General features: G+C 63.7%; 14 protein-coding genes and 1 pseudogene. 12 read left to right on the top strand and 3 right to left on the bottom strand.

The genetic code is table 11. The features are described from left to right. Positions 1-19: 19 nt before the first annotated feature. The 4 genes and pseudogenes from ctrA to ABUH87_RS05120 all read left to right on the top strand — a co-directional run bounded on the left by ctrA (position 20) and on the right by ABUH87_RS05120 (position 7,240). The gene (gene ctrA, locus ABUH87_RS05135; protein ID WP_367770641.1) at positions 20-715 is read left to right on the top strand and encodes a response regulator transcription factor CtrA; all 696 of its coding nucleotides are present in this window, start codon (positions 20-22) and stop codon (positions 713-715) included. Between the two features lie 170 nt (positions 716-885). Then, positions 886-4,260: pseudogene (locus ABUH87_RS05130) on the top strand (amidohydrolase family protein). Between the two features lie 29 nt (positions 4,261-4,289). Beyond that, the gene (locus ABUH87_RS05125) at positions 4,290-6,107 is read left to right on the top strand and encodes a DUF885 domain-containing protein (RefSeq protein ID WP_367772110.1); all 1,818 of its coding nucleotides are present in this window, start codon (positions 4,290-4,292) and stop codon (positions 6,105-6,107) included. 362 nt (positions 6,108-6,469) lie between these two features. Further along, entirely contained in the window at positions 6,470-7,240 is a 771-nt protein-coding gene (locus tag ABUH87_RS05120; protein ID WP_367770639.1) for an SDR family NAD(P)-dependent oxidoreductase, read from the top strand. A 92-nt stretch (positions 7,241-7,332) separates the two neighbouring features. On the opposite strand, the gene ABUH87_RS05115 is transcribed toward ABUH87_RS05120, so the two are convergent. Then, on the bottom strand, positions 7,333-7,629 hold the full coding sequence (locus ABUH87_RS05115) for a hypothetical protein (RefSeq protein ID WP_367770636.1): 297 nt from the start codon (positions 7,627-7,629) through the stop codon (positions 7,333-7,335). Between the two features lie 624 nt (positions 7,630-8,253). Between ABUH87_RS05115 and ABUH87_RS05110 the strand changes: the two genes are divergently transcribed. The 6 genes from ABUH87_RS05110 to ABUH87_RS05085 all read left to right on the top strand — a co-directional run bounded on the left by ABUH87_RS05110 (position 8,254) and on the right by ABUH87_RS05085 (position 15,982). After that, complete coding sequence (locus ABUH87_RS05110) at positions 8,254-8,478, top strand: hypothetical protein (protein ID WP_367770633.1); 225 nt, start codon at positions 8,254-8,256, stop codon at positions 8,476-8,478. Positions 8,479-8,586: 108 nt separating this feature from the next. Continuing rightward, the gene (locus ABUH87_RS05105) at positions 8,587-9,198 is read left to right on the top strand and encodes a TetR/AcrR family transcriptional regulator (protein ID WP_367772108.1); all 612 of its coding nucleotides are present in this window, start codon (positions 8,587-8,589) and stop codon (positions 9,196-9,198) included. A 366-nt stretch (positions 9,199-9,564) separates the two neighbouring features. Further along, positions 9,565-9,966, top strand: a complete 402-nt coding sequence (locus tag ABUH87_RS05100) for a hypothetical protein (protein ID WP_367770630.1) — start codon at positions 9,565-9,567, stop codon at positions 9,964-9,966. Beyond that, complete coding sequence (locus ABUH87_RS05095; protein WP_419956667.1) at positions 9,963-11,231, top strand: efflux RND transporter periplasmic adaptor subunit; 1,269 nt, start codon at positions 9,963-9,965, stop codon at positions 11,229-11,231. The genes ABUH87_RS05100 and ABUH87_RS05095 overlap by 4 nt, the downstream gene beginning before the upstream one ends. A 113-nt stretch (positions 11,232-11,344) precedes the next feature. Continuing rightward, positions 11,345-14,530, top strand: a complete 3,186-nt coding sequence (locus ABUH87_RS05090) for an efflux RND transporter permease subunit (RefSeq protein ID WP_367770627.1) — start codon at positions 11,345-11,347, stop codon at positions 14,528-14,530. Between the two features lie 12 nt (positions 14,531-14,542). Continuing rightward, complete coding sequence (locus ABUH87_RS05085) at positions 14,543-15,982, top strand: efflux transporter outer membrane subunit (RefSeq protein ID WP_367770624.1); 1,440 nt, start codon at positions 14,543-14,545, stop codon at positions 15,980-15,982. Between the two features lie 6 nt (positions 15,983-15,988). On the opposite strand, the gene ABUH87_RS05080 is transcribed toward ABUH87_RS05085, so the two are convergent. After that, positions 15,989-17,005 carry a DUF1254 domain-containing protein gene (locus ABUH87_RS05080; RefSeq protein WP_367770621.1) on the bottom strand — a complete coding sequence of 339 codons (1,017 nt, stop codon included), beginning with the start codon at positions 17,003-17,005 and terminating at the stop codon, positions 15,989-15,991. Next, positions 17,002-18,180, bottom strand: a complete 1,179-nt coding sequence (locus tag ABUH87_RS05075; protein ID WP_367770618.1) for a sulfotransferase family protein — start codon at positions 18,178-18,180, stop codon at positions 17,002-17,004. The genes ABUH87_RS05080 and ABUH87_RS05075 overlap by 4 nt, the downstream gene beginning before the upstream one ends. A gap of 73 nt (positions 18,181-18,253) precedes the next feature. Here ABUH87_RS05075 and ABUH87_RS05070 point away from each other — a divergent pair, with 73 nt between their 5' ends. Both ABUH87_RS05070 and ABUH87_RS05065 read left to right on the top strand, forming a co-directional pair. After that, complete coding sequence (locus ABUH87_RS05070; RefSeq protein ID WP_367770615.1) at positions 18,254-18,748, top strand: GbsR/MarR family transcriptional regulator; 495 nt, start codon at positions 18,254-18,256, stop codon at positions 18,746-18,748. Between the two features lie 101 nt (positions 18,749-18,849). Continuing rightward, positions 18,850-19,776, top strand: coding sequence for an IclR family transcriptional regulator (locus ABUH87_RS05065; RefSeq protein WP_367770612.1), 927 nt, complete (start codon positions 18,850-18,852; stop codon positions 19,774-19,776). The last annotated feature ends 17 nt before the right edge of the window (positions 19,777-19,793 follow it).

Here is a 19,793-nt window from a genome sequence, read left to right as displayed (position 1 = left end):
GCAGTAGAAGGACTAACTGATGCGAGTGCTGTTGATCGAAGACGAGCCAACTACGGCCCGCGCTATCGAGTTGATGCTGACCGCGGAAGGCTTCAACGTCTACTCCACCGATCTGGGGGAGGAAGGCCTCGATCTCGGTAAGCTGTACGATTACGACATTATCCTGCTCGATCTTAACCTGCCGGATATGCACGGCTACGATGTGCTCAAGAAGCTGCGCGTCGCGAAGGTGCAGACGCCGGTGCTGATCCTCTCCGGCATTTCGGAGATGGACAGCAAGGTTCGCAGCTTTGGCTTCGGTGCTGATGACTATGTCACCAAGCCCTTCCACCGCGAGGAACTGATCGCACGGATCCACGCGGTCGTTCGTCGTTCCAAGGGGCACTCGCAGTCGGTCATCAAAACCGGCAAGCTGATCGTGAACCTCGATGCGAAGACGGTAGAGGTCGATGGTGCCCGCGTTCACCTTACGGGCAAAGAGTACTCGATGCTGGAGCTGCTTTCGCTCCGGAAGGGCACGACGCTCACCAAGGAAATGTTCCTCAACCACCTTTACGGCGGCATGGACGAGCCTGAGCTTAAGATCATCGACGTTTTCATCTGCAAGCTACGCAAGAAGCTTGCCCATGCTTGCGGCGGGGCCAATTACATCGAGACCGTCTGGGGGCGCGGCTATGTCCTGCGCGATCCGGACGATCAGGCTGAGGCTGCCTGACTTCTTTTGCAGGATACCCGTTGCGGGGAATATGAGCGGCTCGTTCTCCTGAAGGACGGGCCGCTTTGCTTTGGCGCGCACGGCTTCCGCGCGGCGATCTTCATTCAGAAAGCGCTTTGCGGGCAAGGGGTTGGTCTGCATAGTGCCGGCATATCTGCATGGGGTCGTACATGAAGCGTCTTGCCGTTTTCGTTTCCATAATTGCACTCGCGTCGCATCAAGCCAGCGCGCAAAGTGCGCCGCCTGCGGGTTCGCCGCAGGAAGCAGTGCAGGCGCCGGAGGATGAGGCTACAAAGCAGCTGCCAAGCGCCGATCCGCTGCGCGAGGCCAGTCAGCCAGGAGCATCCGCGGTAGCTGCCGGGGATGCCGCAACTCCGGCGACTGCCAGCAAACCGGCCAAGTGGGACGTCAATGCGCATCCCGGAGCCAACATCCGGCAAGTGCCCATTCGCGTTAGCGAAGGCAGCTGGATGGATGTCGACGTCAGCCCGGACGGGCAAACGATAGCCTTCACGCTCCTCGGGGATATCTACACGATGCCCGTAGCGGGTGGAACGCCTACACGTATCGCGGAGGGGTTGGCTTGGGAGATGCACCCCCGCTTCTCGCCCGATGGCGCCCGCATTGCCTTCACTTCGGACCGGGGTGGCGGTGACAACATTTGGGTGATGAACCGCGACGGTTCGGACAAGCGGCAAGTCACGCGAGAGGACTTCCGCTTGCTCAACCAGCCCAGCTGGAGTCCGGACGGTCGGTTCATCGTGGCCAAGAAGCACTTCACGACCGGGCGCTCGCTGGGAACCGGCGAAATCTGGATGTACCACGTCTCGGGCGGAGCGGGCGTGCCGCTGGTCAAGCGCCCGAACGAGAAGCACCAGAAGGAGTTGGGAGAGCCGATCTACGCCGCGGATGGCAAGTCGGTGTTCTACACCCGCAACGTCACGCCCGGACCGATCTTCGAATATGCGCAGGACTCGAACACGGACCTGTTCAATATCGAGCGCTATGACCTCGATACCGGTGAGGTGACGACGGTCGTGTCCGGCGCGGGCGGCGCGGTGCGCCCGACCCCTTCGCCTGATGGGAAGAAGATCGCGTTTGTGCGGCGCGAGGCCACACGATCCAAGCTTTACGTGATGGATCTGACCTCCGGCGAACAGCGCAAGGTCTATGACGATCTGGATCAGGACGTCCAGGAAACCTGGGCCGTCACCGGTGTTTATCCGAACATGGCATGGCTGCCCGACAGCCGCTCACTCGTGTTCTGGGCGAAGGGCAAGATCCGCCGAGTGGACGCGGAGGGTGTCAATGCGCGTGAGATCCCGTTCGCGATCAGCGATACACGCGGCGTTATCGATGCTCCACACCCGCAAATCGCCGTCGCACCGGACCGCTTCACCACGGCGATGCCGCGCTTTGCGAGTGTCTCACCCGATGGCCGGCAAGTCGTCTTCGAAAGTCTCGGCAAACTCTAGCTGAAACCAGCGGCGGGCGGAACTGCGCGCCGGTTGACGAGCGGCGGCGAGGGGTTTGAGCTGTTTCCCAGCTGGTCGCGGGATGGACGGCAGGTCGTGTTCGTGGGTTGGACGGACGACAAGCTCGGCCAGATCCGCACCGTCTCCGCATCCGGAGGGCGTCCGCGCGACGTGACCAGCCAGCCGGGGCATTATGCGCGGCCGCGCTTCTCGCCCGATGGTGCCATGATCGTGTTGGAGCGCACGGGAGACGGCGGGCTGACCAATCCTGCGTGGGCTCAGGACCCCGGCGTGTACCGGGTCGCAACCGCGGGCGGAGGGATCGAGCGTATCGCGCGCGGCACCGCCTCGCCGCAGTTCGCGGCTGACGGGAAGCGTGTGTTCATGCTCGCCGAGGAGGAAAAGGACGGCAGGAGCGAGCGCCAGCTTATCAGCACCGATCTGTCCGGGCAGGCGCGCCGTGTCCACGCGACGGGCGAACTCGCAACCGACTACGTGGTCTCTCCCAGCGGCGAGTTCGTGGCATTCCGGCAGAACTATGCCGCACATGTCGTGCCGCTCATGCCGGGCAATCAGTCCGTTGCGCTCGCTCCAGATGCGAAGGCGCTCCCGATCACGCGGGTGAGCGCAGGTGGTGCCGACTACATCCATTGGTCGAAGGGCGGTGAACGCCTCCACTGGAGCCTTGGCCCCACGCTCTATACTGTCGAAACCGCAAGCCTGTTCCCCAGTGCGCCACGCGTTGAAGGTGCGCCCGCCTTCGTGCCACCGAGCAGCGGGGTCTCGCTGGCGATGGAAGTGCCTGCCGCCAAGCCGACTGGCACCGTTGCGCTGACCGGCGCCCGGCTCGTCACCATGGCCTCTACGGACGGAGGCATCGTGGACGATGGCGTCATCGTGATCCGCGGCGATCGGATCGTGGCTGTTGGCCCGCGTGGCTCCACTCAGATCCCTGCGGGTGCCACTGTAATCGATGCTGGGGGCAAGACTATCATCCCCGGACTGGTGGACGCACACGCGCACGGCCCTGCCGGCACGGACGAGCTTGTGCCGCAGCGGAACTGGTCGATGCTCCAGAACCTGGCGCTTGGTACCACTACGCTGCACGACCCGTCGAACCGCTCCAGCGAGATCTTCGCTGCTTCCGAGATGCAGCGCGCCGGGCTCATTCTGGCGCCTCGCATCTTCTCGACCGGCGAGATCGTGTACGGCGCCAAGGCGGCAGACGTGTACGCCCAGATCGACAGTCTGGACGACGCCCTCGCGCATGTGCGCCGACTGAAGGCGCAAGGCGCTCGCAGCGTAAAGAACTACAACCAGCCACGGCGTGATCAGCGGCAGCAGGTGGTGGAAGCTGCCCGGCGCGAGAACATGCAAGTCGTTGCCGAGGGCGGATCGCTCTTCGGCATGGACATGAATCTCGTCGCCGACGGCAACTCGACACTGGAGCACAACATCCCGTTGGAGACCTTCTACGAGGACGTGCTGCAGTTCTTCCCTGCAACCAAGACCAATTACACGCCCACGCTGGTGGTCTCCTACGGCGGCCTTGCAGGGGACCCTTACTGGCGGCAGGCGACGGACGTGTACGCCCATCCGCTGCTCAAGGCCCACACTCCGCCGGAGAGGCTGCTTGCTGACAACGCACGCCGCATCAAGGCACCCGAGTCCAACTTCGTCGATGATGACAACGCGCGCGAGGCGGCCAAGCTTGCCAGCCGTGGCGTACTCGTGTCGATCGGCGCACATGGGCAGCAGGCGGGCATTGGCGCGCACTGGGAGTTATGGTCCTTCGTGCGCGGCGGCATGACGCCGGTCGAGGCCTTGCGTGCCGGTACGATCGTTCCGGCGCAGTCGCTCGGGATGGCGGCGGACATCGGCTCGCTGGAGCCGGGCAAGCTCGCGGACCTGGTCGTGCTCGATGCGGACCCGACCGCCGACATTCGCAACAGCGACAAGGTGCGTCAGGTGATGCTGGGCGGACGTCTGTATGATGCGGCCACGCTCGATGAGGTTGCCACCGGAAACACGGAGCGAGGCGCCTACTGGTGGGAGGCCAAAGGCCAGTGAGCGAACAGAACCGCTATATGGAGAAAGGCGTGGACCGCCGTAGCTTCATCGGCAGCGCAAGCGTCGTTGCACTGTCGGCTGCGCTGCCGGCGGGAGCGCAAACTCCCGCCGGGAGCGGCGCTGGGGCCGACGGAAGATTGCGGGCAATGCTGGACCACTTCTTCTACGACCGGCTCGCCGATAGCCCCGAGAGCGCAACCCGGCTTGGCCTGGATACGGGTGAGAGAGCCGCGCTCAAGTCGCAGCTGAGTGATCGGTCGGCTGCGGGGGCGGCCGCTGACCTTGCGCGCACGAAGAGCGAACTTGCGGAGCTGCGCACGATCAGCCCTTCGTCCTTGTCGCCCGCCGCGCGGCTGGACTACGAAGTTGTGCTTTATCAGCTGACCCGTAGCGTCTCCGGTGGCGAGCGCTTCCCTTACGGGGACAACATGGGGCGGTATGCTCCTTACGTCCTCAGTCAGCTCAGCGGGGCCTATCGCGACGTTCCGGATTTCCTGGACACGCAGCACCGCATCAGGGATGCCGCCGATGCGGACGCTTATCTCTCGCGTCTCGAGGCGTTTCGTACGGCGATCGACGCCGATACCGAGCGGCAGCGCGCCGACGCTGCTCGCGGCGTGTTCGCCCCGGACTATCTGCTCGATACGACGCTGAAGCAGCTTGCGACGATGCGGGACAGGCAGCCGTCGGACACGGCGATGGTCAGGTCACTCACGGGCAAGCTGAACGCCGCCGGGCTGCCCGCCGCTTACGTGCCCCAGGCCGAGCGAATCGTCGCCGAGCAGGTCTTCCCCGCGCTGGATCGCCAGCGTGCGCTCCTTGCCCAGCTGCGCGCGCGTGCAGTCCACGACGCGGGCGTGTGGCGCTTGCCCGATGGCGAAGCATACTACCGGGCTGCGGCCGAAGCGGCCACGACAGCCGCTCTCTCGGGTGAAGAGATCCACCGGCTGGGCCTTGAGCAGGTTGCGGAAATCAGCGAGCGTATCGACGTCATCCTGAAGGCGCAGGGCATGACGCAGGGGACCGTTGGCGCTCGCCTTGTCGCCCTGAACGAGCGGCCCGATCAGCTCTTCCCCAATACCGATGAGGGGCGCGAGGCCTTGCTGGCCACCCTGAACCGTCAGATCGAGAAGATGCACGCCCGGTTGCCGGAGCAGTTCGCGACATTGCCCGAGGCGCCGGTCGAGGTGCGGCGGGTGCCCCCTGCCATTCAGGCGGGCGCACCAGGTGGCTACTATCAGAACGCCTCGCTCGACGGGTCCCGTCCCGGGATCTACTATATCAATCTGCGCGACACGTTCGACCGGCCCAAGTTCGGGCTTGCCACTCTGACCCATCACGAAGCCGTCCCCGGCCATCACCTTCAGGTCATGACGGCGCTCGAATCCGATGACATTCCGCTGCTGCGGCGGCGCACGGGCTTCAGCGGGTATACCGAGGGTTGGGCGCTGTATGCCGAGCAATTGGCCGACGAGATGGGCATGTACGAGGGCGATCCGCTGGGGCAGGTCGGCTATCTACAGTCGCTCCTGTTCCGAGCCACCCGGCTGGTGGTGGACTCAGGCATGCATCACAAGCGTTGGAGCCGAGAGAAGGCGACGGACTATTTCATTGCCACCACCGGAATCGCGCGCGGGCGTAGCCAGAACGAGATCGACCGGTACACGGCTTGGCCAGGCCAGGCCTGCAGCTACAAGATCGGGCACACGGTCTGGGTTCGCCTGCGCGACGCGGTAAGGTCCAAACAAGGCGAGCGCTTCGATCCGCGGGCATTCCATGCCGTCCTGCTGGACGGCCCGATGCCTCTGACAGTGCTGGAAAGGGTCGTCACTGAACGGATGATCTAGCTGCCTGAGCGGCCAATCGGCTCCTCTAACCCGTCACAGCGAAAGCGGAACGATGGCGCAGGGGGCGACGGAGGCGGACAGACGTGTCCCTGCCAGGCATCGCCTGGTCTGATGTGCTGACGGCAGGACGTGAAGCGCGGGCGCTCATTTGCCTTTCCGTATATACGTATCTGGCGGCCGCCGCGGGCTGAATGCCGGAGTTCTGTTGACCGTTTCGACTGGCCGGACCAGCAGACGTTGGGAGACGTTCAACACGGGCGTCCAAGAGGCCAGTACGCAGAGGCGCTACGCGTTCGCCCGTCTTCTATGCTGTAGCGGGCGTTTTGCAGCCGTCAAATCCCTGCGACTGACGAGGAGTTCTGATGGCGGACATGCGTTTGAGCGGGAAGGTGGCTCTGGTCACGGGCGGAGCGCAGGGCATCGGGGAAGCGATCGTGCGCAAGCTTGCCGCGCACGGTGCATCGGTGCTGATTGGAGATATCCAGAGCGACAAGGCTCGCGGCGTCGCGGGGGACATCGGGGGGCAGGTTGTGCCTTTGCGTCTCGATGTGACCGACCCCGGAAGCTGGGAAGCTGCGGTACAGGCTGCCTCCAGTCAGTTCGGAGGGCTGGACATCCTGGTGAACAATGCAGGCAACGGCACCGGCGGACCTATAGAGCACCAGGACATCGCCAGCCATAATGCAATCGTGGACCTCAATCTCAACGGAGTATGGCTCGGTATTCGGGCCGCAGTTCCCTTGCTTGCCAAGCGAGGCGGCGGGTCGATCGTCAACATGTCTTCTATCGATGGACTTGCCGGTGTCGCCCACCTGAGCACCTACGTGGCCACCAAGTTTGCGGTTACTGGCATGACAAAGGCTCTGGCGCTGGAGTTAGGTGACCGGAACATTAGAGTGAACAGTGTGCACCCCGGCATTGTTGATGCCACTCACAATCGCGGCATGCCGCCAGCCGCCATGGAGCGGCTTCGCAAGGCTATCGAGCGTCAACCGATCAAGCGCATGGCGAAAGTCGAGGAGGTGGCCAACGCCGTGCTCTTTTTCGCGTCAGACGAGAGCAGCTATTGCACGGGCTCGGAGCTACTGGTCGACGGCGGCCACTTGGCAGGACCTTACCGCGACTCCTTCTAATTGGCAGGACACAAAGATGTACGCCCGGCCATGAAGGAACGGGTCAGGACTGCCGAGCGCCTGTCCGCTGACCAGCTTCTCCGCAGGGCAAATCAACCGCCGCGCATTTTTTCGCTGGCGTTATTCTTAGGCCAGTCCTGAAGCGGGCGATCTCCCCAACCAAGGCCCGCGGCGCGCGGTTGCATGCAGTTGTCCTGCCCCTCAGTCATGCAGACACGATAGACTTTTCCGTCGACCCGTACAGCCAGTGCGCGCCCGTTGGCGCCGCGCTCAACGACTACCGGCGACTCCGCCTTGTAGCCCGGCGCCTGAGCCGCAGCCATGGGGGCAAGAGCGAGCGTTCCGACAACTGCCAGCGACGATTTCAAAAATGGTAACTTGAAGTACATAGTACATCCTTTCTCTGATTATGGGAATGGATGTACTGCCAACGATTCTAAGTTGGCCTGGGTTCCGCCCGAAACTCTCTACAACTGCCTTTGGTCGGAAAAACTTAACGAAGGATATCATCTATGTTGAGCTGGCGGGTAATCAAATCATATCACAAAGGTAATCCGCCATTCGAGAGGAAGCACTGGGCGGGACGTGAAAATTTGCTTGGATGATATTGCTGATAGACGCGGATTTGCTGCTTTTCAGGGAACGCTGCCAGCCATCCGCGCATTCCGCAGGAGACGAGCCGCGAAAAGTGTCGACGTCCTGCTCTACTTGAGAAGTCGTTCTCGGTTCGTCGAAACTGAGCTGGCGATGGACCTTATACCCATCACGGCGCCCACATCGGAACAGGAGAATGGACATGGTCAAGAAGGTTACAGCAGCATGTTTGGGAGGTTTGCTCTGCGTCAGTCTCTCTGGATGCGCAGCGCTTCTGGGCGCTGGAGCAGGGGCTGCGGCGGCTAGCTATTACAACGATGAGAACGATGTTTGCGACGCTCCAACCAGCGCCGGGGTGCTGGACGACGACTGCTGATCGGATGCCGATCACAGGAAAGCACAGAAAAAAGGAGCGTTCGATGAGTTCGAGAGCCACTTTCTCGGCGGCCCTGCTGACGTTGGGGCTTGTCGCGTGCAGCCCTGACGAGGCGGACGTCTTGCCGGAGGACATGCGAGAGGAAAACTTGCCTGCGGTGGACACCTACCAGGAGACGGACTCCGACGTTGATTTCAAATCAGTCGACGTGGGGGACGACGCGGTACGGGTTCCCGTGGACGAGGCGACCGACTCCACAGGGATGTAAGCCTCCGGAAGGAGGGTGGCAGCGCAGAGCGCTGTCGTTGGATTAAGAAGGTGGGGGCCATCCGCGCTGCTGGACAGCGTGGATGGGCGTCCCTATGTACCGACAGGTATGGAATCCGCGTTGAATACCAAGGCACGCGGCCGTCCGCGGGAGTTCTGCCCGGAAAAGGCACTGGCAGCTGCGCTCCGGGTCTTTTGGAAGAACGGCTACGAAGGCGCTTCTCTGGTTGAGCTGACCGAGGCAATGGGCATCACCAAGCCCAGCCTCTACGCTTGCTTCGGAAACAAGGAGGCGCTGTTCCGCAAGGCGCTGGACCTCTACGAGCGGGACAAGCTGGCGTACGTCAGCAGCGCTCTTGAGGCTCCGAGCGCCCGCGAGGTGGCGGAGCGGCTGCTACACGGCGCGCTTCGAACGCATTGTGGCGAAAGTGATCCGCAAGGCTGCCTCGGCGTAATCAGCATGGTGGCGTGCACCACAGAGGCTGAATCCATCCGCGAGCATGTCATAGCGCGTCGCGCATCTTCCGAGGCAGCAATGGTAGCGCGGTTCGAGCGCGCGCGGGCTGAGGGAGACTTGCCGCCCCATGTGGATCCCAAGGCGCTGGCTCAGTGCGTTACCACGGTGATGCAGGGGCTTTCCGTCCGGGCGCAGGGCGGCGCCTCGCAGGCAGACCAGAAGGCCGTCGTCGACGCCTTTCTCGCGATGTGGCCAAGCGGCTGAGCTGCGGCGGCCCGCAACCTACTTGAAATCGCCCTAACAAAGATCAATTTACCGTCTGGTACAGAATACCTCTTGACGGATGCCGGTGTCGCCATCTATACCAATCGGTACAGAAAGGCCGCAACACCAGTAGGAGGCGCGAAATGTCGAGCTTGCTATGCCGGTGCTGACCGGCTGATTCTTGGCGCTGTTCGTTCACACGGGCGGCTCCCGACAACATCGGCGGAGTGAACGCTCGCACCTTTGGGTGTTCGCGGTCGTGCCGTCACGTCCGCATTTTCCGGCGACCCTTGCGTCGGAGACTGCCCCGGCGCGCGCCCACGCCCCCCTCCCTCGCGCGCCGGGGCCTTTATTGGGAGCAAGACTATGGCTTTCATTGATTTCAGGGATGACGCCCCGCCGGCGTGTCCAGCGTTCGCGCTTGCTCCTTCGCAGAGTGTGGCGCTCGCTGCTCAGACCCTCACCGAACTCGAGCGCCGGGTGATCGACCTGGCACGCGGGGACGGGCTTTCCAGCCTCCGCGCGCAGCGCAAGCGGTCATGGCTGGTGCGGCTGATTCTTGGACCGCAGCCGCCATCTCCTGTCCTCGCGAACGAACGCCTTGAGGCGCTCCGCAGGCTAGCGGTGCAGGCCTGGCACCACGGTTATCAGCTTCCCGCTTCGGCACTGAAGGAAGCGCAAGAGGCGGGTTACACCGACACCCAGATCGGCGCCGCCGTCGACCTGATCGTGCGTCTGCGCCAGCCAACCCGGAGGTCCGCTGCGTGAACTCGCCAGTGAACATCGATGTCTCGGCCTATGATACGGAGGAGGGGCAAGCGCCGCGCCGCAAGCCTGTGCGCAGGCGAAGTCTGCTCATTGGCGCTGGCGTGCTGGTGCTGGTGGCGGGCGTTGCGTGGCGCAGTCTTGGCGGTGGTGCTGCCGAAGCGGTGCCCCCTCCGCCGGCCGTGGTTCAGATCGCGCAGCCGCTGGAACGCGAAGTGACGGAATGGGATGACTATGTCGGCCGTTTCGCACCCAGCCGCACCGTGGAGGTGCGGCCGCGCGTATCGGGCGCAGTGACGCAGGTGCTGTTCAGGGACGGGGATATCGTCCGCAAGGGTCAACCGCTGTTCGCCATCGACGCGCGCACCTACCGCGCAGCCTTGGCAGAGGCGCAGGCCGAGGTCGCATCGGCGCGTAGCAACTTGGCGCTGGCGCAGTCCGACTACTCTCGCGTGGCCGGGCTGACCGGCGACGAGGCGATGGCGGCCAGCGAGGTCGACGCGCGCCGGGCTCGCATGAGGGCTGCAAGCGCGGCTCTTGCGGCGGCCCAGGCGCGGGTGCAATCTCGCGCACTTGACGTGGAATTTGCGACTGTTCGCGCGCCGATCACCGGCCGGGTTTCCGATCGGCGGGTGGATGCAGGCAATCTGGTTTCCGGTGAGGGCGGGGCGAACGCGACGCTGCTCACCACGATCAACGCTGTCGACCCGATCTACTTCACGTTCGACGCTTCTGAAGCTCTCTTCCTCAAGACACAGCGTGATCGTGCCGGTACCGGCAGTTCAGCCAATGTGCAGGTACGCTTGCAGGATGAGGCGCAGTACCGCTGGAAGGGCAAGCTCGACTTCACCGACAACGGTTTGAACCCACGCTCTGGCACGATCCGGCTGCGCGCGGTGCTGCCAAACCCGGATGGCTTTTTGACGCCCGGCATGTTCGGCAACATGCGACTGGCCAACGCTGGCACCGTGCGCGCTCTGCTGGTGCCGGACGAGGCGGTACAGGCCGATCAGGCACGCAAGGTGGTGTTGACCGTCGGTCGCGACGGGGTGGTCACGGCCAAGCCGGTCGAAGTCGGGCCGGTCGTAAATGGCCTCAGGGTGATCCGTTCCGGCCTGGAGCGCGATGACCGTGTCGTGATCAGCAACTTCCAGAGTGCGGCTGCCGGTTCCCGAGTGGAGACCAAACCCGGACGCATCGTTCCAGGCAAGGCAGGGCCGGCGCCGAGCGCAGGCGCTCCCATGGCGGCCCAAGCGACGCTCAACTGATGTCCTTCCCCCTCATCATGCCGGCGTAGACGGGCTGATGCGGGGGAAGTGCAAGGCTGATTTTCCTTAACCCTCAGGGCGCGCGATGGCGCGCTCAACCAGGGACAAGACCCATGCGATTTTCCCGGTTCTTCATCGACCGGCCGATCTTCGCGGGCGTCATCGCGGTGATCATCACCGTGGTGGGCGCGCTCGCCTTCCTCGGCCTGCCGGTCACGCAATATCCTGACATCGTGCCGCCCACCGTCACGGTAACGGCACAGTACCCCGGCGCGTCTGCAGAGACTGTGGCAGATACCGTGGCTGCTCCCATCGAGCAGGAGATCAACGGCGTCGACGATATGCTCTACATGGACTCGCAGTCCACCGGAGATGGCCGCACCACGATAACGGTGACCTTCAAGATCGGCACCGATCTCGATGCGGCGCAGGTGCTGGTGCAGAACCGCGTTGCGGTCGCCACCCCGCGCCTGCCGCAGGAAGTGCAGCAGCTTGGCGTGGTGACGCGCAAGACCTCGCCCGACTTCCTGATGGTGGTGAATCTGCAGTCACCGGATGGGAGCCTCGATCGCGATTACCTGTCCAACTACGCCTTGACCCAAGTGCGCGACAAGCTGGGCCGGTTGGATGGCGTGGGCGACGTGAGGCTCTATGGCGCGCGCGACTATGGCATGCGGATCTGGATCGATCCGGGCCGCGCTTCTGCCCTGGACCTGACTCCGGGTGAGATCGTGGCGGCTCTGCGGGCGCAGAACGTGCAGGTCTCGGCCGGTGCTCTAGGCGCTCCGCCATATGACACCGGCAATGCCTATCAGATTGGCGTTGAGCTTCAGGGACGCCTGACCACCCCGGAGCAGTTCGGCGATGTGATCGTCCGCACCGACGCGGACGGTCGTCAGGTTCGTGTTCGTGACGTGGCGCGGGTGGAACTGGGCGCGCAGGACTATGCGACCAACACCTACCTCTCGAACAAGCCCACAGTCGTGATCGCGGTGATGCAGCGCCCCGGCTCGAACGCCTTGGATGCCGCCGAAGCTGTCCGCGCGGAGATGGACACGCTGGCCAAGACCTTCCCCAAGGGGATGGAGTACTCGGTCATTTACAATCCGACCGAGTTCATCGGCCAGTCGATCGACGCCGTTTACCACACTCTCTTCGAGGCGGTGATTCTCGTCGTGCTCGTCATCCTGGTGTTCCTGCAGAACTGGCGCGCAGCGATCATTCCGATCGTTGCGATCCCGGTTTCGCTGATCGGCACCGCGGTGATGCTGGCGGCGGTCGGTTACTCCCTCAACAACCTCTCACTCTTCGGACTGGTGCTGGCGATCGGTATCGTCGTCGATGACGCGATCGTCGTGGTCGAAAACGTCGAACGGTACATCGAGGAGGGCATGCGCCCGATCGAGGCGGCTCGTCGTTCGATGGACGAGGTGTCCGGCGCGCTGGTCGCGATCGTGCTGGTGCTCTGCGCGGTGTTCGTGCCGACGCTGTTCATCAGCGGCATTTCGGGCGAGTTCTACAAGCAGTTTGCGGTCACCATCTCAACCGCGACCGTCATCTCGCTGCTGGTTTCGCTCACGCTCTCGCCCGCGCTCTCGGCCATCCTGCTGCGCGAACGCGAGCGAGTGGCGCCAGATGCTCCCAAATGGCGGCAGTGGATGCAGAGCGGCGCCGACAAGTTCAATCGGGGCTTCGAACGGCTGAGCGATCGATACGCCCGCCTGACGTTCAAGCTGGTCCGGCGTCCGGCCCGGATGATGGCAACCTATGGTGCGCTCATCCTCGCCACGGTTGGCCTGTTCTGGACCACCCCGGCTGGCTTCGTTCCCCAGCAGGACCAGGGCTACTTCATGGCTGCCGCTTTCCTCCCGCCGGGCTCTTCGCTGGAGCGCACGGACGAGGTGGCGCGCGAAATGGCCGAGCGTATTCTACCGATCGAGGGCATTCGCGGCGCGGTGATGTTCGCGGGCCTCCACGGTCCTTCTCGTACTGCCGCGCCGGACGCAGCCGCGATCTACTTCCCCTTTGATAGCTTCGAGGAGCGGCAGAAGATCGGTGCGACTTACGAGACGATCATGGCGCAGGCGCAAGCTGCGATGAACGGTTACGACAAGGCGCAGATATTCCTGCTTCCGCCACCCACCATCAACGGCATCGTGCCAGCGGGTGGTTACCGCATGATCGTGCAGGACAAGGAAGGGCGGGGGTATGGTGAGCTGGCGAAGGCCGTCGGGCCGATGCTGGGCCAGGCCAACCAGTCGCCCGAGTTGCAGCAGGTCTACACCTTGTTCAACACGGCAACACCGCGGGTCTTCGCGGACGTTGATCGCGCCAAGGCGGACATGCTCGGCGTGCCTCCGCAGCGGATCTTCGAGGCGCTTCAGGTCTACCTCGGTTCGGCCTTCGTGAACGACTTCAACCTGCTCGGCCGCACGTACCGCGTCACTGCGCAGGCCGACTCGCCGTATCGGGGCTCGACGGCTGACATCGCCAACCTGAAGACGCGCTCGAACTCCGGCGCCATGGTGCCGATCGGCTCAGTCGCCACGTTCGAGGATCAGACAGGCCCTTATCGTGTGGTGCGCTACAACCTCCAGCGCGCCATCGAAGTGGATGGCGGCGTGGCGCCGGGCTATTCGACCGGCCAAGCGTTGACCACGATGGAGAAGATCGCGGCCGAGACGCTGCCGGCGGGCTATGGCTTCGAATGGACCGGCATCGCGTATCAGCAGACGACCGCGGGCAACACCGCAGGGATCGTTTTCGGGATGGCGGTGTTCTTCGTCTTCCTCGTGCTCGCGGCTCAGTATGAGAGTCTGACCTTGCCGTTGGCGATCGTGCTGATCGTCCCGATGTGCCTCTTCGCAGCCATGGTGGGTATCCAGTTGAGGGGGATGGACAACAACATCCTGACTCAGATCGGCCTTGTCGTGCTGATCGCACTGGCGGCGAAGAACGCGATCCTGGTTGTCGAGTTCGCCAAGCAGGCCGAGGAGGAGCAGGGCATGAGCATCGTCGATGCGGCGGTCTATGCCGCCAAGACCCGCCTGCGCCCGATCCTCATGACGAGCTTCGCGTTCATCCTCGGCGCAGTGCCGCTGGTGATCGCTGAAGGTGCCGGCGCGGAGCTACGCCAGGCTCTGGGCACCGCAGTGTTCTTCGGCATGGCCGGAGTGACCGGCTTCGGGCTGCTGTTTACCCCCACCTTCTACGTCGTGTGCCGCATGCTGGCAGAAAAGCTGCGGCGCTCCCCCCGGACCGAGCGCGACCACGGTCATGCTCTGCACCCGGCGGAATAAGGAGACCTGAGCATGAAGCAGCTCAACATCGGGCGCACTCTTGCAATGCTGCTCGCAGCGACCAGCCTCGCTGGATGTGCGGTCGGGCCGAGCTACGTGGCGGCGACGCCGCCGCTAGGTGCGACCGCGCCTTTCGCGGGCATCACCTCCCCTGAGGTGACGGCTCAGGCCCCACGCGACGATTGGTGGCGGCTGTATGACGATCCTGTGCTTGATGGGCTTGTCCGCGATGCGCTGGCCGCAAACACTGATGTGCGGATTGCGGTTGCCCGGATCGAGCGCGCGCGCGCGCAACTGCGTGGATCGCGCAATCTTACGCTGCCGCAGACCGGGATCGAGGGATCGGCGGTACAGAACCGCTCCTCCGCCATGCAGGTGCTGCCCGGCATGGATCGTGAAAACCGCATCGTCGATGGCGAGTTCAACGTATCCTATGAACTCGATCTGTTCGGTCGGGTAAGGCGCGGGGTTGAAGCGTCGCGGGCGGATCTGGCCGCAGCGCAGGAAGACGCCGACGCAGTCCGGGTGATCGTGGTGGCAGACACCGTGCGCGCCTATGTCGATGCATCCAGTTCGGCGGAGCAGCTTTCGGTCGCCCAGCGGATCGTCGATTTGCTCAGCCGCGCCGAGCGGATCACCAATGCTCGGTTCGAGCGTGGCCTCAACCAGCGGCTGGACGTGATCCGCATCGCCCAGCTACGCGAGCAGCAGGCCGCCGCCATCCCCAGTCTTATGGCTCAGCGCGATGGTGCCTTGTTCCGTCTGGCGACACTGACCGGGCGAACGCCACGGGACTTGCCCGAATCCGCGAAACTGCGAACGACTACGCCTGACGTCCTGCAGCCTATTCCGGTGGGCGACGGACGACTGCTGCTTGCGCGGCGTCCGGACGTGAAAGCTGCCGAACGCCGCCTTGCAGCCGATACCGCGCGCATCGGCGTTGCTACGGCGGACCTCTATCCGCGCATCAGTCTGGGCGGTGCGATCGGCACCACGGCCATTGGCTCCACCGATGTGTTCGGCGGCGGTCCTTTGCGCTGGCTGCTGGGTCCGCTGATCTCCTGGGCTTTCCCCAATCAGGAAGGCATCCGGGCGCGCATAGCAGTGGCCGAGGCTGACACCCAGGCAGACCTCGCCGCATTCGACGGGGCGGTGCTTGCGGCTCTGGAGGAAACGGAGACCGCGCTTTCGGCCTATCGCAATGCTCTGCTGCGAAAGGAGCGGCTCGCCTCCGCACGCGAGGCGGCGGAGCGCGCCGCCAACGTGGCGACCGCGCGCGCAAGTCGCGGCGAGATCGATGCGCTGGAGGTGCTCGACGCCCAACGTGCTCTGGCCCAATCGGAGACGGAGCACGCCGCGGCCACGCGCAGCGTTGCCTTCGCGCAGGTCGATCTGTTCCGCGCTCTGGGCGGCAACTGGGATGAATCAGGGGAGGCCATAGCCGCCAGGTGAAGCCGGTTATCGCGCCGGCTGCACCTCGGCTGCAGGAGGGTCCACGCGGCAGCCGCCAATCACGCGGCAGATCAGGGATCCCTTGCGCCGGCCCAGGGTGTCGATTGCGTTAGCGCCGCCCTGGACGCCGTCAGGAGCAATCGTGAGGCGGACGCGCCCGTCTGCATCCGCCCTCGCGTTCCGGTCATGAACGCCGGGCGTCTGCAGATATTGGAACCAGTAATCGTAGGCATGGACGGACCAGTATCCGCTAATGCCGGCTGGCATCGTCACGCGCAGTTGCTCGCCATCGGCAAGGTCATAGCTTCCCAGGAAGTACTGGGTGTCAGGGTCGCCCTGCACTGCCTCGGCGAGTTCGGGTGGCGCGCCGGCCAGGCGGTTGGGATGTGCCTGCACTGCATCGGTCCAGCGCATGTACTCCCGCACGTTCACGCCCAGCGTATGCGCAACGAACCCAAGAGCGGCATCGTTGCTGCCCATCATCAGCGCCAATCCGGGACTGGGCGCAGCTCCTGAAAGCCGCAAGCGTGCCGGCTCGCTATCGGGATCGCGGTGCAGGATCCGTACCAGCAGGATCCGCGCTTCCGGACTGATAGCCAGTTTGTCGTCCGCCGCGTCCCCGGAGACCAGATCCAGGAAGAAGCGCCCGTCGCTGTCGCAGTCGGTGCGGCTCAGAGATATATAGCCCACCTCGATCGGCGTTCCGCCGGCGACGCCCGGTTTATACAAGCCGATGCCGAGCCGCTCCGAGCCGTTGATGCGGCCGTCCAGGCGATAGGATCGGCTTGGGTCAATGCCCGCATGACGCATCAGGTAGTCCGGGTTGGGGCCCCCGTAGACCGGCAGGGGCCGCCCAAGTCCATCCTCCTTCAGCAGATGTCCGAGTACCGCGCCGCTGAGGCCGGCCGCTACGACGCGCGTGATGTAGCTTTCACCCTCGGCTGCGGTCTCCGGGTCTGGTGCCCTGTTCGCGATCAGCGCGCGTGCTTCTGTAACCGCTGCGTTCAGCGCTTCCCAAGTCATGCCGCGATGGAGCTGCGCTGAAGGCCCTCAGCCTCTCGGGGGATTGCGAAACGCTGCATGTATGGGGCAAACCGCGTGGCGACTTCGGCGTCATCGAGGCCGTATTGTTCCAGCGTGTACTCGTTCTTGCCGCGCGCGTTCTTCGGGTTCGAGGCGTGCCAATCTGCCACCGCACTCTGCACGTCGTCCGGCGTGCCAATGCCAAGGCCCTCGTGGATCATGCGCATTTCACGGACCGGGTCCTGGACCAGGGCGTAGTAGTCGACGTGGATTACCCGGCTCGCGTTCGGCCCCGCATCGAACGCCATGATCCGGTCGATGTGCCGCGAGATGAAGTGGAGCATGTCGCGCCCAACTTCGTGCATGTCCACTGGCGCCGCCGCACGCATGTTGCGCAGGTTGAACGTCATCTTTGAGATGGATGCGAGTGTTTGTACGGGATCGCGGTGCGTCATCACGAACCGCGCGTCCGGGTAGACCTGGAGGATCTCGTTCATGCCGATCACGTGGTTGGGATACTTCAAGGCCCACGGCTTGCGCGGCGACTTCCACTGCAGGCACTGAAGCTGGCGCTTGTGGATACGGTAGGTCTCCGCAAGATCAAGCTCATCCATCAGGTAGTCGAAGTAGGCCGGCACCCGATAGAGGTTGTGCAGGCCCGCCGCACCGAAGCTCTGCTCCATGAAGGCGTGGCACTCGTCCGAACCATCCTCGTCATAGAGGTGCAGCGCCTCGAACCCGTCGAAGTGTTGCCGTTGCTTCTGCATTTCGCGCCAAGCTGAACGGCGCTCCTCCGATGATTTTGGATCAAAGCCCGGAGGAGGGGAGGGCATGATCGATTCCCACGTGCGGATGAGCCTGAAGCGGTGATCGCGATCGAACAGGTACTGGAAGTAGGTGGTGCCCGAACGGGGCAGCCCCATCAGGAAGACGGGGGCGGAAATCGGCTCTTCCGCGATCTCCGGGTGATCCTGCACCCACTTGGCGGACTGAAACCGCGCGACGGTGTCCCGCAGCAAGCTGGCATGGACGAGCTGCTCACCTTCCGGCGACATCGGGAAGCTTGCGTGTAGTGAGCCAACCAGCCGCTCCAGATTGCGGCCCACCCCCGGATCTGGATCCTTGATCCCGACTTCTCGCTCCGCCTGTGCGATGATCGATGCTGCTTCAAGCATATCTCTTCCTCTCAGCTCTTTACGAATCGCTGTCCGCTTGAAGCCGGTATGCCCTCTGCGCTATGTTCGGTAAATGCCGAATATAGATCATGGTGCGCTCAGTGGGGAGCAACGCCGCTTCATCGACGATATGGCAGCGCTACTCATCCCGTGGGGTATGCAGCCATCCTTGGCCCAGCTGTATCCCTATCTCCTGCTCAAGGCTCAGCCAGTCTCACTCGACGATATTGCTGAGAACCTCGGCATGGCCAAAAGCAGCGCCAGCGTGGCTGCGCGCATGCTGGAGCGGTATGGATTGGCGCGGCGCTATGGAGAGCCGGGAAGCAAGCGCGTGCGCTATGGTGCGTCTGAGAGCTACTCCGGTTTCATCTCCTCTCAGGCAGAACTGATGGGATCGCTTGGGCGGATGATAGAAGTGCGCGCGCCGGCCGTTGCGGAGGAAGATGCGCTTCGGCGCCTGACGTATCTGGGGTCTTTCAACCGAAAAATGGAAGCGACCATCCTGGACCGGATCCGGCAATTGACAGAGGAGTTCGTCAGCTGCGGTCCCGACGAAGACCAGCGCTGAGGCCGGTAGCACGCCCTCTTCCATATATGGAATGCTATGTTGCCGATTGGAAGAATTGGGATTAGAGTCGCTCACTCGGCTTTCGAACAGAGTGTCCCAGTATGGCTGAATTCGGAGATGGCAGCGGACCGAACAATCGGGTCGTAGAAGTGATGAACTTCCTGGCTGCGCATCCCACGGAGTCTTTCACTCTTGCGGAAATTGCTTCCCGGCTCGGCCTTAGCAATGGCTCTGCCCACAGGGTGCTGACCACACTGGCGGAGGCACGGTACCTGACGCGCCATCCCCGGCACAAGACCTACTCGCTGGGTCTGGTCATGGTCGCGATTGGCCAAGCTGCACTTTCGCAGCACAGGGACATCGATGCGGTTCGCCAGGAGGTCGCACTCGTCGCCCGGGAACTGCGAGTCCAGTGCATGGCCTCCGCGATTGTGAGCAACGAGATGCTGGTGGTCGCCTGTGAGGGGACGCCCGCGAACTTCGCGCCGGCGAACCGGGTGGGAGAGCGCTGGCCCTTTGTCCCTCCGCTCGGCATGGGCTTCATTGCGTGGGCTGACCAGAAGACGCGCGAGGAGTACCTGGCCCGCGCACCTGCGGCATTGAGTGACATCGCGCATGAACGCCTGAGCGTCGGCCTCGAAGCATTTCGCAGGCGCGGATACGGCATGGCCGGAGACGGTCCTGTGATCCGCGCGCTCCGGCGTTTCACGAGCAGGCCGGCCGCTTACCACAACGAGGAGGCGTACTGGTCGGGCCTGACGCAGCTGGTGGGCGACATCTCCGAGCGTGAGATACAGCTCCTCGACGTCGCGGACGCGACCGGAGAGGGCGTTTCCTATATCATCGCGCCAGTATTTTCCGCCGCTGGCGAAGTTGCCTACGAGATCGGCATCAGCGGTTTCCCTCCCGGTCTGACTGAGAACGACATTGAACGCTACGTAGATCGTGTGCGGACTGCGGCTGCGAACGTCACGATGCAATTGAATGGCAGCGCGCCCTGGATCGGAGGGGTATCCGCTCCGGCTTAGTGCCTCTGGCGAGCGGG

The sequence above is a fragment of the Novosphingobium rhizovicinum genome, from assembly GCF_040813635.1.
Lineage (GTDB): Bacteria > Pseudomonadota > Alphaproteobacteria > Sphingomonadales > Sphingomonadaceae > Novosphingobium > Novosphingobium rhizovicinum.
The sequence above is the reverse complement of the archived record's forward strand: the minus strand, read 5'-3'. Positions and strand labels throughout refer to the sequence as shown.

What these genes read in the sequence shown, in the direction of transcription:
- ABUH87_RS05090 (WP_367770627.1), top strand. Translation starts at nt 11,345, where the DNA reads ATGCGATTTTCCCGGTTCTTCATCGACCGGCCGATCTTCGCGGGCGTC.
- ABUH87_RS05065 (WP_367770612.1), top strand. Translation starts at nt 18,850, where the DNA reads ATGGCTGAATTCGGAGATGGCAGCGGACCGAACAATCGGGTCGTAGAA.
- ABUH87_RS05085 (WP_367770624.1), top strand. Translation starts at nt 14,543, where the DNA reads ATGAAGCAGCTCAACATCGGGCGCACTCTTGCAATGCTGCTCGCAGCG.
- ABUH87_RS05120 (WP_367770639.1), top strand. Translation starts at nt 6,470, where the DNA reads ATGGCGGACATGCGTTTGAGCGGGAAGGTGGCTCTGGTCACGGGCGGA.
- ABUH87_RS05105 (WP_367772108.1), top strand. Translation starts at nt 8,587, where the DNA reads ATGGAATCCGCGTTGAATACCAAGGCACGCGGCCGTCCGCGGGAGTTC.
- ctrA (WP_367770641.1), top strand. Translation starts at nt 20, where the DNA reads ATGCGAGTGCTGTTGATCGAAGACGAGCCAACTACGGCCCGCGCTATC.
- ABUH87_RS05110 (WP_367770633.1), top strand. Translation starts at nt 8,254, where the DNA reads ATGAGTTCGAGAGCCACTTTCTCGGCGGCCCTGCTGACGTTGGGGCTT.
- ABUH87_RS05080 (WP_367770621.1), bottom strand. Translation starts at nt 17,005, where the DNA reads ATGACTTGGGAAGCGCTGAACGCAGCGGTTACAGAAGCACGCGCGCTG.
- ABUH87_RS05100 (WP_367770630.1), top strand. Translation starts at nt 9,565, where the DNA reads ATGGCTTTCATTGATTTCAGGGATGACGCCCCGCCGGCGTGTCCAGCG.
- ABUH87_RS05075 (WP_367770618.1), bottom strand. Translation starts at nt 18,180, where the DNA reads ATGCTTGAAGCAGCATCGATCATCGCACAGGCGGAGCGAGAAGTCGGG.
- ABUH87_RS05115 (WP_367770636.1), bottom strand. Translation starts at nt 7,629, where the DNA reads ATGTACTTCAAGTTACCATTTTTGAAATCGTCGCTGGCAGTTGTCGGA.
- ABUH87_RS05070 (WP_367770615.1), top strand. Translation starts at nt 18,254, where the DNA reads ATGCCGAATATAGATCATGGTGCGCTCAGTGGGGAGCAACGCCGCTTC.